Origin of the sequence: Pelomonas lactea (assembly GCF_043555885.1) — a bacterium.
GTDB lineage: Bacteria > Pseudomonadota > Gammaproteobacteria > Burkholderiales > Burkholderiaceae_C > Pelomonas > Pelomonas lactea.
This window is the reverse complement of the sequence record NZ_JBIGHX010000003.1, coordinates 231,848-246,290: the sequence shown is the minus strand read 5'-3', so window position 1 is coordinate 246,290 and position 14,443 is coordinate 231,848. Positions and strand designations below refer to the sequence as shown.

Here is a 14,443-nt window from a genome sequence, read left to right as displayed (position 1 = left end):
GCCCGGACAACTGACATGGTCACGCGACAACCACCCCGGCAAGTCCCCCCGCCCGACCGCCGCGAAGGCGAGCGGCGCGGCAGCTACGCCCGCTTTATCCCCGGCGAGGAAGTCCAGGGCGCCAAGGCCTGGAGCCTGGACAGCCTGGGCGACACCGCGCCCTCCCCGTTCGCGCCGATGCGCCCGGGCGTTCAGCCCCCGCCCCCGCCGGCCGCGGCCGCGCCGGTGCAGCCCCCTCCTCCGCCCGAGCCCAGCGTGCAGGAACAGCTGCACGCCGCCCGCCAGAGCGGCTACCAGGACGGCTACCGCGACGGCATGGCCGCGCTGGATGCCTTCAAGCACAGCTTCGCGCAGCAGATCAGCGCGCAGGTCGGCGCGGTCGTGAAGAGCTTCGACGCCGAGCTGCAGGCGCTGGAGGGCGACATGGCCCAGTCCGTCGCCCGCATCGCCGTCGAGCTGGCCCGCCAGGTGGTGCGAAGCGAGCTCACGCAGCGGCCGGAGCTGATCGCCCGCGTCGCGCATGACGCCGTCGAGGCGCTGCAGCTCTCCGCCCGCCATGTGCGCGTGCGCGTGCACCCCGATGACTTCCCGCTGGTGCAGGACGGCGCGGGCCAGGAGCTGCAGGCCCGCGAGGCCCAGCTCATCCCCGACGCCGACGTGGCGCGCGGCGGCGTCAAGGTGGACGCCGACATCGCCAGCGTCGACGCGACGATCAGCGCCCGCTGGCAGCAGGCCGTCTCGGCCATCGGCCAGCAGTCCATCTGGGAAGACCGCCGGGCGGAGGACGAATGACGTCCGCGCGTACCGAGCGCTGGCAGCGCTACCTGGCCGACCTGGAAACGCTGGCCGGCAACGCCGCGCCGCTGGAGTCGCAGGGCAAGCTGGTGCGCGTGGCCGGCCTGGTGCTGGAGGCCACGGGCATCAAGGTGCCGCTGGGGTCGGTGTGCCGCATCCAGATGCCCAGCTCCGGCAACTCGCCACGCCGCGGCTTGGCGCCGGTGAATGCCGAGGTGGTGGGCTTCTCGGGCGACCGCGCCTACCTGATGCCCACCGACGAGGTGCAGGGCCTGTCCAGCGGCGCCACCGTCGTGCCGCGCCACCTGCCGCCGCTGGCGCCCCAGCTGGGCCAGCCGCTGCACCCCTGGCGCCGTGGCGAGGACCGCGGCCTGCACCTGCCCATGGGCGACGGCCTGCTGGGCCGCGTGGTGGACCCGCACGGCCACCCGCTGGACCGCGGCGGCGAGCTCGCCGACATCCACAACGAGCCCATGGTGCGCCGCCCCATCAATGCGATGGACCGCGACCCGGTCCGCATGCCGCTGGACACCGGCGTTCGCGCCATCAACGCGCTGCTCACCGTCGGCCGCGGTCAGCGGCTGGGGCTGTTTGCCGGCACCGGCGTGGGCAAGAGCGTGTTGCTGGGCATGATGGCCCGCTACACACAGGCCGACGTCATCGTCGTGGGCCTCATCGGCGAGCGCGGCCGCGAGGTGAAGGAGTTCATCGAGGACATCCTCGGCGAGCAGGGCCTGCAGCGCAGCGTCGTCGTGGCCGCACCCGCCGACGCACCGCCGCTGATGCGCATGCAGGGCGCGCACTACGCCACCGCCATCGCCGAGCACTTCCGCGACCAGGGCCGCCACGTGCTGCTGCTGATGGACTCGCTGACCCGCTACGCGATGGCGCAGCGCGAGATCGCGCTGGCCATCGGCGAGCCGCCGGCCACCAAGGGCTACCCGCCCAGCTGCTTCGCCAAGCTGCCGCAGCTGGTGGAGCGCAGCGGCAACGGGCTGCCGGGCGAAGGCTCCATCACGGCCTTCTATACCGTGCTGACCGAGGGCGACGACCCGCAGGACCCGATCGCCGACGCGGCGCGCGGCATCCTGGACGGGCACATCGTGCTCAGCCGCGAGCTGGCCGAGGCGGGCCACTACCCGGCCATCGACATCGAGCGCTCCATCTCGCGGGTGATGACCAGTGTTGCACCCCAAAACCAGGTCGATTCCGCGCGTCGATTCCGCCAACTTCTGGCGAAATACAACAAGGCCCGCGACCTGATCCAGCTCGGCGCCTACGCCCCGGGCGCGGACCCCGAGCTGGACCTGGCCGTTCGCCTGCACGCCGACATGACGCGGCTGCTGCAGCAGGACATGCACAGCCCGGCACTTCTTCACGCCAGCGTCAGCCAGTTGCAGGCCGTGGTCCAGGGCGCCTAAACCCCCGGGTGGCGCCCGCCGATAACGACTGAGCGTCGGGCCGACGGGCCTGGTGCTGCGCTGGAGCCGCCGATGACCGCCACTGCCACCGATACCCTGAGCCTGCTGCTGGAACGCGCCGAAGGCGAGCGCGACGCCGCGGCCCGCGCGCTGCACACCGCCGGCGCGCAGGCCGAGGCCGCCCGCGCCCAGCACGGCGAGCTGGCCGGCTATCGGCAGGACTACCAGCAACGCTGGACGCAGAGCTTCGCTCAGGGCACGACGATGAGCCTCGTCGGCTGCTACCAGAGCTTCGGCCAACGACTGAACCAGGCCGTTGACACCCAGGGCCACGTCGCCAACCACGCCGACCAGCGCCTGCTGCGCGCCCGCGAGGCGCTGCGCCAGGCCGAACTGCGCGTCGCCGCGCTGCGCCAGCTGATCGCCCGCCGCCAGGCCGACGCTGCCAAGGCAGCCCAGCGCCGCGAACAGCGCGCCACCGACGAGTTCGCCGCCCGCGCCCACCTGCGTCGCACCGCGCACGCCTGACGCCATGCTTGCCCAGAACATCGCCCCCAAGCCTGCCGCGCTGCCGCCGGCACCCCAGGCCGCAGCCCAGCCGCCGCAGGCTGCCGGCCCGAGCTTCGCGCAGTTCCTGACCAGCCAGGCCCCGCCGCCCGCCCCACCCGAAGCCGACAACGCGGCGGACGAGGCGAGCTCGGCGCAGGCCGCCGCCCGACGCCGCCCGGCACAGCCCGCCAAGCCCGCGCAGCAGCGCCCGGCAGAGGCCGCCCCCAAAGCCGAGGCCAAGGCACCGGCCGACAAGACTGACGCCGAAACCACCACCGACGCCGTGACGGCCTGCGCCGACGAGGACGACACCGCCGACACGCCGGAGCTGAAGGAGTTCACGCAGTTGCTCGGCATGACGACCGCGCAGCCCGAGGCCCTCGCCAGGAACGATACGCACCGCAGCCGCAACGCCGCCGCCAGCGACGACGACGCGCCCACCGGCCGCACCGGCACGCGCGGCGTGGCCGCCGACGGTGGCCGCGGCCCGGTCGAAGCCGCCGCTGCCGCGCCGGCCCGGGCCGGCGACCTTCGCGCCGATGCCGGCAAGGCCGCGCGCGCCGACACGGAGGCGCTGCAGACGGCCGCCGCATCGCAGCCTGCCAGCGAGCCCGCGCCCGCTACGCCGGCCCCGGCCTCGCCCAGCTTCGCCGCGGTGCTGGCGCAGGCGCTGCCCGCACCCGCTGCAACGGCCAACGCCGCGCCCGCCACCGCCTACGCCGGCGTGCAGGCTCCCTTGCACAGCCAGGCCTTTGCGCCCGAGCTGGGCGCCCGCGTCAGCCTGCTGGCCGTGGACGGTGTGCAGCAGGCGCAGTTGCAGCTCAACCCGGCCGACATGGGGCCGGTGTCGGTACAGATCACCGTGGACGGCAACCAGGCCCAGGTGTCCTTCCACGCCGTGCAGGCCGAGACGCGCCAGGCACTGGAGCAGAGCCTGCCCGACCTGGCGGCCGCGCTGCAGGGCCAGGGGCTCACGCTGGCCGGCGGCGGCGTGTTCCAGCAGGCGCCACGGGACGCCGAGCAACGCGGCGAGCCAGCCGACGACGGCGGCACGGCGCGCGGCTCGCGAGCCGGCGGCGGCCGCATCGATGCCACGGCCACGCCCGCGACGCCGCCGGCCCGCCGCAGCGTGGGCCTGCTCGACACCTTCGCCTGAGCCTGAAGTGGAAATAGCCACGGCAGGCGCCACCTAATCCCGGCTTGTCAGGCCGACCCGACGTCAATAATCGGGCATAGAAACGTCCACCGCATGCCGTGGGCGTGCTGTTCAAGGAGTTCTCATGGCGACTGCGCCGGCTGCCGAAGAGGCCGCGCCCAAGGGCGGCGGCAGCAAGAAGCTGATCATCATCCTGGCGGCCGTGCTCGTGCTGGTGCTGGGCGGTGGCGGTGCGGCCTTCATGCTGCTGAAGAAGAAGCCCGCCGAGGACGGCGAGGACGGCGAGCACGCCGCCGAGGAGCACGCGCCCAAGGCCAAGGCCAAACCCAAGAGCGACCACCCGCCCACCTTTGTGCCGCTGGACCCGTTCACGGTCAACCTGGCCGACAAGGACGTGGACCGCTTCGCGCAGATCGGCATCACGCTGGAGGTCGAAGACCCCAAGTTCGCCGAGCAGATCAAGGCCTACATGCCGGCCATCCGCAGCAACGTGCTGATGGTGCTGGCGCACAAGACGGCGGTTGAGCTGCTGACGCGCGAAGGCAAGGAGAAGCTGGCCCGGGACATCATGCGCGAGTCCGTGCGACCCATGGGCATCGAGCTGGAGGACGAGGACGAGGAGCCGCCGGCCGACGCGCCGAAAAAGAAGAAGAAGAAAAAGAAGGCGGCCGTCGAGAGCCCCATCACGCAGGTGCTCTTCTCCAACTTCATCGTGCAGTGACCGCAGGTCCGCCATGAATCAGCAGATCCTGTCCCAAGACGAAGTCGATGCACTGCTCCAGGGCATCACCGGCGAGAGCCAGAAGCTCGAAGCCGAGGAGGAGCAGGTTGGCGGCATACGCGAGTACAACCTCGCGAGCCAGGAGCGCATCGTCCGTGGGCGCATGCCCACGATGGAGATCATCAACGAGCGGTTCGCGCGCAACATCCGCGTGGGCCTGTTCAACTTCATCCGCAAGAGCCCGGAAGTCGCCATCGGCGGCATCAAGGTGCAGAAGTACAGCGCCTTCCTGCGCGAGATCGTCGTCCCGACCAACTTCAACATCGTGTCGGTGAAGCCGCTGCGCGGCAGCGGCCTGATCGTGTGCGACCCGACGCTGGTGTTCGCCGTCATCGACAGCCTGTTCGGCGGCATCGGCAAGTTCCACGCCCGCATCGAGGGCCGCGACTTCTCGCCCACCGAGCAGCGCGTCATCACCCGCATCGTCGAGGTCATCCTCGCGGAATACCACAAGGCCTGGAAAGGCATCTACCCGCTGGAGCTGGAGTACCAGCGCTCGGAGATGCAGCCGCAGTTCGCCAACATCGCCACGCCCAGCGAGATCGTCGTGTCGACGTCGTTCACGCTGGAGATCGGCGAGACCAGCGGCACCATCTACTTCTGCATTCCGTACTCGACGCTGGAGCCCATCCGCGACGTGCTGTACTCGACGACGGTGGGCGACTCCTCCGAGCCCGACCGCCGCTGGATCAACCTGATGAAGACGCAGATCCAGGCCGCCGAGGTGGAGCTGGTGGCCGAGCTGGGCACGGCGCCGGCCACGGTGGAACAGCTGCTGGCGTTCAAGCCCGGCGACTTCATCGAGCTGGATCTCGACCCGCTGATCCAGACCAAGGTGGATGGCGTGCCCGTCTTCCAGTGCCACTACGGCACGTCCAACGGGCGCTACGCCCTCAAGATCGACAAGATGCTGACCGGCTCTCAGGAGAGCTGGCTGGGAGCCAAACATGACACCTGATTCACCCAGCCAAGAAGAACAGGACGCGATGGCCGCTGAATGGGCCGCGGCGCTGGCCGAGGCTTCTGCTGCGGCGCCCGCGTCCACCGAGGTGGTGGCCGAGGTACCGGAGCAGGTCTCCACGCCCAGCTTCGCGAACTTCACGCCGACCACCGCGGGCGGCCCGGCGGGCGACATCAACATGATCCTGGACATCCCCGTCCAGCTGACCGTGGAACTGGGCCGCACCCGCATCCCGATCAAGAACATCCTGCAGCTGGCCCAGGGCTCCGTCGTCGAGCTGGACGCGCTGGCCGGCGAGCCCATGGACGTGCTGGTCAACGGCTACCTGATCGCCCAGGGCGAGGTGGTGGTGGTGAACGACAAGTTCGGCATCCGGCTGACGGACATCGTCACGCCGTCCGAGCGCATGCGCCGGCTGTCCAAGGCCGCGTAAACGGCCCACCCCGTACCGGCTTCGCCGGCCCCCTCAAGGAGGCAACGCCAGCTGAGCGGCAAAGCCGGATCAGCGGCTGCCTTGATGTCGCCGCGCCTTCGGCGGCGGCGGTCGGCGGACTACCGCAGGTTTGGCCGGCCATTTAGGCGGTTCGGGGGCTCAAGTCGCTCCGCAGAATGCCGAGGCATGAACGCTTCCGGCCTGCTCCCCTTCCTGTGGTTCCTCGGGATCATCGCGCTGATCCCCGTCGCGCTGTGGCTGCTCAAGCGCACGCCGATGGGCGGCGCGGCGGCGGCGGGCGTGCTGCGCGTGGTCGCGCAGCTGCCCACGTCGCCCAACCAGCGGCTGTTGGTCGTCGAGGTGGGCCAGGGCGAGGACCGACGCTGGCTGGTGCTGGGCGCGACAGCCCAGAGCATCACGACGCTGCACACGCTGCCACCGCAGGCCGAGCCCCCGGCACCGGCCACGTTCGCCACGCTGCTGAAGAAGGAGCGCGGCGATGCGGCCTAAGCACCTGATCGGCCTGGCGCTGCTCGCCGCAGGCAGCGCCATCGCGCAGACGCAGAGCCCGCCAGCCACGCTGCCGCTGCTCGTCGGCCAGGGCGCGGGCGGTAGCTACTCGGTACCCATCCAGACGCTGCTGTTCTTCACCGCGTTGGGCTTCCTGCCCGCGGTGCTGCTGATGATGACGGCGTTCACGCGCATCGCCATCGTGCTGAGCCTGACCCGCCAGGCGCTGGGCACGCAGGCCTCGCCGCCCAACCAGGTCATCGTGGGCCTGAGCCTGTTCCTGACCTTCTTCGTCATGAGCCCGACGCTGGACAAGGTCTACGCCGAGGCCTGGCAGCCCTACAGCGCCGGGCAGATCCAGTTCGACGAGGCCCTCAAGCGCGCCGAGGTGCCGATGCGCGGCTTCATGCTGAAGCAGACGCGCCAGGCCGATGTCGCGTTGTTTGCGCGGCTGGCCAAGCTGGACAACGGCATCAAGCCCGAGGACGTGCCCTTCAAGGTGCTGGTGCCGGCCTTCGTGACCAGCGAGCTGAAGAGCGCCTTCCAGATCGCCTTCCTGATCTTCATCCCCTTCCTGGTCATCGACATGATCGTGGCCAGCGTGCTGATGAGCCTGGGCATGATGATGCTGTCGCCCGTGCTCGTGTCGCTGCCCTTCAAGCTGATGCTGTTCGTGCTGGCGGATGGCTGGAACCTGCTGCTGGGCTCGCTCGCCGCCAGCTTCGTCACCTGACCGCCATCGCCTCGCCAACACCATGGACGCACAACAAGTCTTCACCTTCGGCCAGCAGGGCCTGTACATGCTGATGCTGGTCTCTGCCCCCATCCTCATCGTCGTGCTGCTGGTGGGCGTGGTCATCAGCGTCATCCAGGCCGCCACGCAGATCAACGAGGCGACGCTGTCCTTCGTGCCCAAGGTCATCGCCGCCGTGCTGACGCTGGCCGTCGCCGGGCCGTGGATGGTCACGCAGCTGGTGGAATACATCCAGCGCACGCTGATGACCATCCCGTCCGCAGTGGGCTGAGCCCGCGGGCGCGATGTTCACCGTCACCGAAGCCCAGCTGCTGGCGTGGTTGAACCCGCTGCTGTGGCCCTTCATCCGCACACTGGCGCTGTTCGCCGGCATGCCCACGTTCAGCCAGCGCAACGTGCCGCTGCGGCTGCGCATCGGCCTGTCGCTGTTCATCGCCGTGGCGGCCCAGCCGTCGCTGCCCGACATCCCGCCCACGCCGCTGGACTCGCTGCCGATGCTGACGCTGCTGATCGCACAGCAGCTGCTGATCGGCCTGGCCATGGGCTTCGCGGTGCGCATCGTGTTCGCGGCGCTGGAGTTCGCCGGTGAAATCATCGGCCTGCAGATGGGCCTGAACTTCGCCGGCTTCTTCGACCCCGGCACCGGCGCCCAGGGCACCGCCAGCGCGCGCTTCTTCGGCAGCATGGTGGCCTTCCTGTTCATCGCCATCAACGGCCACCTGCTGCTCATCAACGCGCTGGTACAGAGCTTTCACGCCTTCCCGGTCGGCGCCGAGCCCTTCGCCTTCCTGCGCGTGGCGCAGCCGCACAAATGGGGCGGCGAGATCTTCAACATCGGCCTGTGGATCGCGCTGCCGCTCATCACGATGCTGATGTTCGTGAACCTCGTGCTGGGCGTGATCTCGCGCGTGGCGCCGCAGATCGGCGTGTTCTCGGTGGGCTTCCCGCTGACCGTCAGCGTCGGGCTGATCGGCATGGTGGCCACGCTGCCGCTGATGCAGACGCCCTTCACCGTGGCGCTGGAGCGGCTGCTGGCGGCGTTCACCTGAGGCGCCGCTTCATGGTGCCCGGTAGACGTTCACGGACTGGTCCGGAGCGGCTGCCATGAGGCGCAAGAACCAGTCCTGCGGTGCCATGGCGCCGGCCAGAACACGATGGACAGTCTCGCCCAGCGACGCCCAGTCGGGCGAGTCCTCGGAGACCTCCAGCCAGCGCTCACCCGGCCCCTGGAACGACAGGCAGAGGCAGTCGCCGATGTACGCATCCCGCCGGTAGGCTTCAACGCGCTGGATGTCATGCCAGACGAGGCGGTCGGCGCCACAGCCGATGCCATCGGCATCGACGACAACCGCCGCCAGTTCGGGGCGCTGGCCTTGCAGACGCGCCAGCAAGCGCTGGAAGTAGCGAGTCATCATGCCCACCGGGACATTGCCATCGCGTCATGCACCTTGCTTTGCATGCCCCGTCGGTCAGCACCCACAGAGCTCCAGCGTCACGCTACACGCCCGGCCGGCTTACGTCGCGCGGCGGCGCAGCGCCGCCAGCCCCAGCAGGCCTGCCGCCAGCATCGCGTAGCTGGACGGCTCCGGCACCGCACTGACCGTCAGGCCCGACAGTGTGCCGTTGTAGGTGCCGATCAGCGTTGCCGCGCCGGTGCCCAGGTTGATGCGGTAGATGCCCGTGGCCAGCGAGGTGCCGGCGTCAACGTTCAGGGCTGCATAGGCCTCGCCGTTGCCCAGCACCTCGAAGCCGTTGGCCTTCAGCACGTCCACGCCCAGCGCGCCCACGGTGGTGATGGTGGGCGTGTTGAACGCCGACGGCGCCATCGCCAGCGTGTCGGTGGCCGCGTCGATGTAGTACAGCGCGGTGCTCGCCGGCGCGGCGGTGGGCCTCAGCGTCGAGTTCGTGTAGGCCACGCCCGTGAAGCCAGCAGCGATCTTGTTGGCCGCGTTGCCGACCGCGCCCGTGGCGGCGTTGATCGCGAAGTTGTCGCCCGCCGAGCTGACCAGCCGCAGCGAGGCGCCGGTGCCGAAGTCCGCCACCGGGTTGAAGTCGATGCCGTAGCCCAGGTTGGCCTGCACCACCGGAGCGCTCAGCGCGGCCACCCAGGTCGCCGCGCCGGTCATCTCGTTGACGGTGTAGAGCTGGTTCATCGTGCTGACGCCATAGACCTTGCCATCCTTGGGCCGCGTGTCGATGCCCACGAGGCGGTCACCGGCCATCAGGCCGGTGATGTCCACATTCGTCGCGCCGGCGATGTCCGTGGTGGCGATGCGGCTGATCTGGCCCTGGCTGTTCAGGCCGACCAGCGTGACCGCCTGGGCCGAGGCGGCCGTCAGCAGCGCTGCCGTGGCGAGCGCCGTGCGAGAGAAGAACGTCATGGGAAGTGCTCCTGGTGAAGGTGATGGACGGGGAACGTCCTCACCTACGACCAGGCGCCGGCGCCAGATGCGCGGCGCGCAGCGCTCCCCCTAACTTGAGCTCAGGCCTCGCGCAACGCCGTCGTCACCGGGAGGCTGGCCGCGCGCACCGCCGGGAACAGGCCACCGACGAAGCCGATGGCCAGCGCCCACTTGATGCCCTCCCACAGCAGCTGCGGCGACACGGCCAGGTTGAAGCTCAGCTTGCCCACCGCGCCGGCCGACATCGTCGACGCCTCGAAGCCGTTGAACAGCAGCCACGCGACGAAGCCGCCGATCGCGCCGCCCAGCAGCGCCAGCAGCGTCGTCTCCAGCATCACCGCCACCACCACCGGCAGGCCGCGGAAGCCGATGGCGCGCAGCGTCGCGATCTCGCGGGCCCGGCTGGCCACGGCGGCGAACATCGTGTTGAGCGCGCCGAACACCGCGCCCACGGCCATGATGGCGCCCACCGTGATGCCGATGATGCGCAGGATCTGCGTCATGCGCTCGGCCTGCTTGGAGAAGAACGCCAGCGTCGTCGTCGCCTTGACCTTGAGCTGCGGGTTGCCCTCCAGCGCCTCGCTGAAGGCCTTGATGGCCGCGGGGTTCTCCAGCTTGACCGTCGCCGAGTTGCGGCCGCCGCCGCGCTTGTAGGCGTCGTTGACGACGTTGGCATCGGCCCACAGCTCCGACTCCATTGCGTCGCCCGACGCGAACACGCCCACCACGGTCCACGGCTGGTTGCCCAGCTTCAGCGTCGCGCCGACGGTGAGGCCGTCGAACTGCCGCACCGCGCCCTTGCCGACGATGAGCTCGCGCAGGCCCGCCTGGAAGCTGCGGCCCTGGACGATCTTCACCTGGGGCCGCACCGCGAACGCCGCCTCGCTGATGCCGCGCACCTGCGCGCTGCCGGTGTCGCCCGTCTTGCTGCCCCTGACGGGCAGGTTGGCAGCCACCACGGTCTCCGCCGACAGGATGGGCTCGCCCTTGGCGTTGCGGGCAACGCCGGGTGCCTGCTCGATCTGCACGATGTCCTCGCGGCTCAGCGACGACGACACCTCGTTGGCCGACGCGCCGCGCATGACGATGGCGGTGTCCAGGCTGCCCGAGTTGCGCTGCGTGCGCGCATAGCCTTCGGCCATCGCCAGCAGCGACACCAGCACCCCCACGACGCCGGCGATGCCCACGACGATGACGGCCGACGAGCCCAGCCGCTGCGTCAGCGTGCTGAGGCCCACCGACGCCACCGAACGCGCCTGCGCACCGGTGCGGAACAGGAACATCCACGCCGCCAGCAGTGCCGCCAACGCGAGCGCGCCCCACCAGGGAAGCATCACCCAGCCGGCCAGCAGCACGGCCATCAACAGCACGAGGCCGAGGTTCTTCAGGAGCTTCATGGTCAGGCCCTCCCGGCCAGTGCATCGGTGATGTTCACGCGCATCGCCCGCAAGGCCGGGAATGCGCCCACCAGCAGGCCGAACAGCAGCGCCAACCCGCCTCCCACCAGCCAGCTCGTCAAACCGGCGGCCGGCAGGTTCAGCGCGCCGCCGCTGCCAGCGCTGACGGCGGGGCCGATGACACTGGCCAGCAGCAGGCCCACGCCGCCGCCGATCAGCAGCAGCAGCACCGACTCGGCCAGCACCATGGCCAGCACGCTGCCGCCCGAGAACCCCAGCGTCTTCAGCACGGCGATCTCGCCGGTGCGCTCGCGCACCGCCTGCATCATGGTGTTGCCCGCCAGCAGCAGGAGCGTGAAGAACACGGCGCCCATGATGGAGGTGACGATGAGGTTGATGTCGGCCAGTTGCCGCATCCACGACGACATCGCGGCCTGCTCGGTCTGCGTGCGCGTCTCGTGATCGGAGTTCGCCGAGATCTCGTCGATGGCCTTGAGCACGCGGTCGGCCTGGTTGACGTCCTTCACGCGCGTCACGTACCAGCCCACCTGGCCCTGGTTCCACGGCGTCGTGTCGTCGAAGTACTTCCAGTTCAGCAGCAGCATCTGGTCGTAGAACGCGCCGCTCTTCTTGTCCGGCACCTTGATGAGGCCGGCGATCTTGAACGGCCAGTTCTGGCTGCCGTTGCGGTCCGGAAAGATGGTGGATTGCATCGGGATCTGGTCGCCCACCTTCCAGCCGAACTTCTTGGCCAGCCCCTCGCCGACGAGGACGCCGTCCTTGGTTTCGGCGAACGCCTTGCGGTGCTCGGCCGAAACGTCCATCTCGGGGTAGACGTCCAGGTAGTTGGGCGACACGGCGAAGCTGAACACCTGGTTCTCGGGCTTCTGGTACGCGCCGCCGAACCAGTTCGCGAAGGCCACGTCCTTCACGCCGTCGATCTGCGCGATGCGCGCGCCCAGCGACATGGGCAGCAGCTGGATGAAGCTGAGCCGCGCGCCGGTCTGCAGCCGCTGCGCGCCGTTGGCGCTTTTTCCCGCCTGGTCGAAGCCCACGCGTACCGCGTCCAGCAGCCCGAACAGCAGGAAGGCCGTGATGATGGACACCAGCGTCAGGAAGGTGCGGCCCTTGCGCCGGAACAGCGCGGCCCAGATGAGATGGAGGTATTTCATGTCGGCCTCCCGGGATCAGGCCATGGCCTCGGCGGCCGACACCAGCGTGCCCTTGTCCAGATGCAGCGTGTGGCTGGCGCGCGCCGCCGCGCGCGGGTCGTGCGTGACCATGACGATGGTCTTGCCATGCTCGCGATTCAGCGCCTGCAGCAGGGTCAGCACGTCCTCCGCACTCTGGCGGTCCAGGTCGCCCGTGGGTTCGTCGCAGACCAGCAGCGTGGGGTCGGACACGATGGCCCGCGCGATGGACACGCGCTGCTGCTGGCCGCCGGACAGCTCGGTGGGCTTGTGCGACGCGCGGTCCGACAGCCCCACCAGTTGCAGCGCAATGGCGGCGCGCTTCCTGCGCTCGGCGGCCGACAGCTTGGTCAGCAGCAACGGCAGCTCGACGTTCTTCTGCGCCGACAGCGACGGCATCAGGTTGTAGAACTGGAACACGAAGCCCACCTTGGCGGCCCGCCAGCGGGCCAGCGCGGCGCCCGACAGCCTGTCGATGCGCTCACCGCCCACCGAGATGGCGCCGCCGCTGGGCGCGTCCAGCCCGCCCATCAGGTTCAGCAGCGTCGTCTTGCCCGAACCCGACGGGCCCATCAGCGCGAGAAAGTCGCCCTGCGCCACGTCGAGGTTGATGCCGTGCAGCACTTCCACGGTCTGCTTGCCGCGGGTATAGGCCTTGGACAGGTCCCGGACTTCGATCAAAGCGCTCATGCTCATTCCTTGTTGGAGACGGTTGAACCTTGCTTGAGTTCCGCGGGCGGCGAGACGACCACCGTCTCCCCGGCCTTCACCCCTTCGGTGACGAGGTGGAACTTGCCCACGCTGGCACCCTGCTTGAACGTGCGCTGCTGCGCGCGGCCATCGGCCACGACGAACACCACCGGCACGCCGTCCCGTTCGGTCACCGCGTCCGGCGGCACCAGCACGCCGGGCACCGGCTTCGCATCCACCGGCGCCTTGGCCGCCAGGAAGCTCACGCGCACGCCCATGTCGGGCACGACGCGCTCGTCCTTCTGCTCCAGCGCCACGCGCACCTTGACGGTGGCCTTGCCGCGGTCGGCGCTCGGGATGACGGCGACGACGTGGGCCGGGATCTTCCAGTCCGGGTAGGCGTCCAGCACCGCCTCGCAGGGCATGTCGGCCCTGACCTGGGCGATGTAGGCCTCGTTGACGTCGACGCTGACCTCCAGCGAGTCCATGTCGACGATGGTGCCCACGCCGGTGCGCGTGAAGCCACCGCCGGCGGACAGCGGCGAGATGATCTCGCCCACCTGCGCCGCGCGCGCCGTGACGATGCCGTCGAAAGGCGCCCGCACCGTGGCGTAGTCGTAGTTCACGCGCGAGGCCCGCGCCTGCGCCTGCGCCGCCTCGACCTGGCGCTGCGCCGCCTCCAGCTGCGCCGCCACCGTCTTCACGGCCGTCGCCGCCTGCTCGCGCGACTGCCGCGTCGTCATGCCGGCGGCGTTCAGCTCGGCCTGGCGGCGTTCATCGGCCTGCGCCTGCGCGAGCTGGGCGCGCAGCTGGCCCAGGTTGGCCTCCGCGGTGCGCACCTGCGCCTCGGCCGCCGCCAGCCCGGCCTTCAGGCCGGTGTCGTCCAGCCGCGCCAGCACCTGGCCTTTCTTGACCTTGAAGCCCTCGTCGATGAGCACCTCGGTCAGCGTGCCGGTGATCTGCGCGGACACGGTGGCCATGCGGCGCGCCGTCACATAGCCGGTGGCCTGCAGCACCGCGTTGGGCGAGACGCCCTGGCCGTTGGCCTTCACGGCGACGGTCTGCACCGACACGGCCTTGTTGGCGTTGAGATACCACCAGGCGCCGCCGCCCGCCGCGGCCAGCAGCACGGCAGCGCCGGCCAGCCCCCACACCCACTTCGGCGTGCCACCGCCGCGGTCCTCGCGCTGCGCGCCGTCGATGCGCAGTTCCTTCAGCATTCCGGTATCGATGACGCACTCCTGGAAGAAGGTTCACCGGGCCGGCCAATGCCGCACCCGCTCGAAAACGGGCAAATTCTGCACAGCGAGCGCTACCAGCGCCCAGGCTTTCGACCAACGGTCGCCGGCGATGGCGAATCGACAGCCAGCCGGGATGAATGGCGGCTGACCGGGGCGAACGGCC

Annotated in this window: 16 protein-coding genes and 2 pseudogenes; 11 read left to right on the top strand and 7 right to left on the bottom strand. The window is 70.1% G+C overall.

Annotated features, from left to right (window positions below; translation table 11 throughout):
- Nucleotides 1-15 precede the first annotated feature (15 nt).
- The 11 genes from ACG04Q_RS09645 to fliR all read left to right on the top strand — a co-directional run bounded on the left by ACG04Q_RS09645 (nucleotide 16) and on the right by fliR (nucleotide 8,409).
- Entirely contained in the window at nucleotides 16-792 is a 777-nt protein-coding gene (locus ACG04Q_RS09645; protein WP_394510692.1) for a FliH/SctL family protein, read from the top strand.
- The gene (gene fliI, locus ACG04Q_RS09640) at nucleotides 789-2,216 is read left to right on the top strand and encodes a flagellar protein export ATPase FliI (protein ID WP_394510691.1); all 1,428 of its coding nucleotides are present in this window, start codon (nucleotides 789-791) and stop codon (nucleotides 2,214-2,216) included. The genes ACG04Q_RS09645 and fliI overlap by 4 nt, the downstream gene beginning before the upstream one ends.
- Before the next feature lie 72 nt (nucleotides 2,217-2,288).
- Nucleotides 2,289-2,744: a flagellar export protein FliJ gene (fliJ, locus tag ACG04Q_RS09635; protein ID WP_394510690.1), complete on the top strand. Its 456-nt coding sequence runs from the start codon at nucleotides 2,289-2,291 to the stop codon at nucleotides 2,742-2,744.
- A gap of 4 nt (nucleotides 2,745-2,748) precedes the next feature.
- Nucleotides 2,749-3,921, top strand: a complete 1,173-nt coding sequence (locus tag ACG04Q_RS09630) for a flagellar hook-length control protein FliK (protein ID WP_394510689.1) — start codon at nucleotides 2,749-2,751, stop codon at nucleotides 3,919-3,921.
- 124 nt (nucleotides 3,922-4,045) lie between these two features.
- Nucleotides 4,046-4,642, top strand: a complete 597-nt coding sequence (locus tag ACG04Q_RS09625) for a flagellar basal body-associated FliL family protein (RefSeq protein WP_394510688.1) — start codon at nucleotides 4,046-4,048, stop codon at nucleotides 4,640-4,642.
- 13 nt (nucleotides 4,643-4,655) lie between these two features.
- The gene (gene fliM / locus ACG04Q_RS09620; RefSeq protein ID WP_394510687.1) at nucleotides 4,656-5,660 is read left to right on the top strand and encodes a flagellar motor switch protein FliM; all 1,005 of its coding nucleotides are present in this window, start codon (nucleotides 4,656-4,658) and stop codon (nucleotides 5,658-5,660) included.
- Nucleotides 5,650-6,096, top strand: coding sequence for a flagellar motor switch protein FliN (gene fliN, locus ACG04Q_RS09615; RefSeq protein WP_394510686.1), 447 nt, complete (start codon nucleotides 5,650-5,652; stop codon nucleotides 6,094-6,096). The genes fliM and fliN overlap by 11 nt, the downstream gene beginning before the upstream one ends.
- A gap of 186 nt (nucleotides 6,097-6,282) precedes the next feature.
- Nucleotides 6,283-6,606: a FliO/MopB family protein gene (locus tag ACG04Q_RS09610; protein ID WP_394510685.1), complete on the top strand. Its 324-nt coding sequence runs from the start codon at nucleotides 6,283-6,285 to the stop codon at nucleotides 6,604-6,606.
- Nucleotides 6,596-7,339, top strand: coding sequence for a flagellar type III secretion system pore protein FliP (gene fliP / locus ACG04Q_RS09605; RefSeq protein ID WP_394510684.1), 744 nt, complete (start codon nucleotides 6,596-6,598; stop codon nucleotides 7,337-7,339). The genes ACG04Q_RS09610 and fliP overlap by 11 nt, the downstream gene beginning before the upstream one ends.
- Before the next feature lie 22 nt (nucleotides 7,340-7,361).
- A complete protein-coding gene (gene fliQ, locus ACG04Q_RS09600) occupies nucleotides 7,362-7,631 on the top strand; it encodes a flagellar biosynthesis protein FliQ (RefSeq protein ID WP_394510683.1) in 270 nt (89 codons plus the stop codon).
- Between the two features lie 13 nt (nucleotides 7,632-7,644).
- Nucleotides 7,645-8,409, top strand: a complete 765-nt coding sequence (gene fliR, locus ACG04Q_RS09595) for a flagellar biosynthetic protein FliR (protein ID WP_394510682.1) — start codon at nucleotides 7,645-7,647, stop codon at nucleotides 8,407-8,409.
- A 9-nt stretch (nucleotides 8,410-8,418) separates the two neighbouring features.
- On the opposite strand, the gene ACG04Q_RS09590 is transcribed toward fliR, so the two are convergent.
- From ACG04Q_RS09590 to ACG04Q_RS09560, 7 genes and pseudogenes are all read right to left on the bottom strand, one after another.
- Complete coding sequence (locus ACG04Q_RS09590; protein WP_394510681.1) at nucleotides 8,419-8,772, bottom strand: hypothetical protein; 354 nt, start codon at nucleotides 8,770-8,772, stop codon at nucleotides 8,419-8,421.
- 102 nt (nucleotides 8,773-8,874) lie between these two features.
- Nucleotides 8,875-8,961: pseudogene (locus ACG04Q_RS09585) on the bottom strand (PEP-CTERM sorting domain-containing protein); the annotation flags it as partial.
- Between the two features lie 24 nt (nucleotides 8,962-8,985).
- Nucleotides 8,986-9,741, bottom strand: a pseudogene (locus ACG04Q_RS09580) (DUF4394 domain-containing protein); the annotation flags it as partial.
- A gap of 101 nt (nucleotides 9,742-9,842) precedes the next feature.
- Complete coding sequence (locus ACG04Q_RS09575; protein ID WP_394510680.1) at nucleotides 9,843-11,159, bottom strand: ABC transporter permease; 1,317 nt, start codon at nucleotides 11,157-11,159, stop codon at nucleotides 9,843-9,845.
- 2 nt (nucleotides 11,160-11,161) lie between these two features.
- A complete protein-coding gene (locus tag ACG04Q_RS09570) occupies nucleotides 11,162-12,331 on the bottom strand; it encodes an ABC transporter permease (RefSeq protein ID WP_394510679.1) in 1,170 nt (389 codons plus the stop codon).
- 15 nt (nucleotides 12,332-12,346) lie between these two features.
- The gene (locus tag ACG04Q_RS09565; RefSeq protein ID WP_394510678.1) at nucleotides 12,347-13,045 is read right to left on the bottom strand and encodes an ABC transporter ATP-binding protein; all 699 of its coding nucleotides are present in this window, start codon (nucleotides 13,043-13,045) and stop codon (nucleotides 12,347-12,349) included.
- Nucleotides 13,042-14,259, bottom strand: a complete 1,218-nt coding sequence (locus ACG04Q_RS09560) for an efflux RND transporter periplasmic adaptor subunit (protein WP_394510677.1) — start codon at nucleotides 14,257-14,259, stop codon at nucleotides 13,042-13,044. The genes ACG04Q_RS09565 and ACG04Q_RS09560 overlap by 4 nt, the downstream gene beginning before the upstream one ends.
- Nucleotides 14,260-14,443: the final 184 nt, after the last annotated feature.